Below are 1,532 nucleotides of genomic sequence, written 5' to 3'. Positions count from 1 at the left end.
TGAGTTTTCGAACAACATTACTTTATGATGTATTGAATATAATGTTTTTTATTATATAATGGTATTATATAAATGGAGAAATTATATGAAAAGGAAAATTTATTATACTCGTGAGGAATATTTAAAGTTATTAATCGAAAAGAAAATTATCGATCAACTTCACTTCTATGACTTTATGTATACTGACAAATCAAAGAAAAAATATGGTCTTTGGTTATTAGGAAAGTCAGTAAAGCATGATTTCAAAGCCCTACTAACTACTGTCAATTATGGTAATTACCTTATCTATCAATCAGCGGCAAAAATCGGTGAGAAAAAAAGTGAATTCACAAATTTATGTAAAACGTTTGATATAGAGACTAAATATACGTTTTATGTCAATTTTGATAAGCAACTTAGCAATATGAATGAGAAAGCGGCAAAGGACTATAAAGCTGGTATCTGGACTTCATACCCAAAAGAGTTGTTTGATATGTATGACGAAACAAAGGAAAAGTCATTTCAAGATAACCCTGACAGTATTGATGATCTTGATTTTGAAGACGAAGAAAAAGCAAAGGTAGAACAAGAAAAGCCTAAAAATATTGTTGATTTTAAAAAGCGCGATCAAAAAAAAATGCCATTCAACGGGGTGTCGATAGAGAGTAGAAATAGCGATTTGTCTGTTGCTAATGAATTAACCAAGTCAAGTGATACAGTTAAACAGTCAAGAAGCGGTGCTAACGACATGCGTGAAGTGGCTGATGAAATACTCTACGGGAAGAAGAAAAAGGCTGTAAAGAAGTCTGGTGCTCCCCTGTTCGATTATATTGAAGAAGAGTATGAGAAGATTGGTACAAATGAAATAAATGAGTTGTTAGACAAAAGCGTTGACGAATTACAAGATAAACCCTCTCAAAAACGAACAAAAGTTATTGATGACAACTTCCCTGATTTAGACTAAGTAGGTTGGGGAATTGAAAATGGACTTTCACGCGCTACACCCACTCAAAGATCTTATTTATACTGATAATTATATTACCCTATTGTTTGATAGAGAAAACGATACTGTAAGCTTCTGTGTAAGCTTCAACGACAAGTGTTATACATTAACTGATAAAGATAGGTTTTGGTTCGAACAAAACTTTAAAGATTATATACACTTCAAACGTATTTATATCGATGCTAACCCTGCCCTAACCGCTTATTTTGACTATAAAAAGACTATACCAAAAGCAAAACCTAAAACAAAATAAGGGTAGATATCATTTTCTGCTTTATTAAATCACCATAAAATCAATTATTACTTTATATATCAATAACTTATTGACGTTAAAATCAAAAATAAGTCTATTTCATCATTAAAAAAAGGAACATATTTTATAATATGTTTTTTCGCTAACTTTAAAAGTAGATATATTTTAATATAAAAAACCATTGACAATTGTAAAGATAAACAAAGTCATTTTCTACATAGCAAATCAATTAGAAAAATAAAAAAACCTATAAAATCAACAACATAAAAACATATCAACAAAAAACAATAATGAAAA

1 protein-coding gene is annotated in these 1,532 nt (G+C 29.6%); it reads left to right on the top strand.

All coding sequences use genetic code 11. The features are described 5' to 3' along the window. Window positions 1–85 precede the first annotated feature (85 nt). Window positions 86–943 (top strand): hypothetical protein, encoded by an 858-nt coding sequence (locus H5203_RS22445; protein ID WP_182820372.1) that lies wholly within the window; start codon window positions 86–88, stop codon window positions 941–943. Window positions 944–1,532: the final 589 nt, after the last annotated feature.

It is taken from the genome of Pseudoalteromonas sp. SG41-1, from assembly GCF_014164575.1.
In the GTDB taxonomy this organism is placed as follows: Bacteria; Pseudomonadota; Gammaproteobacteria; order Enterobacterales; family Alteromonadaceae; genus Pseudoalteromonas; species Pseudoalteromonas rhizosphaerae.
Note: the sequence above shows the minus strand (reverse complement) of the source record. Positions and strands in the feature narration are given on the sequence as shown.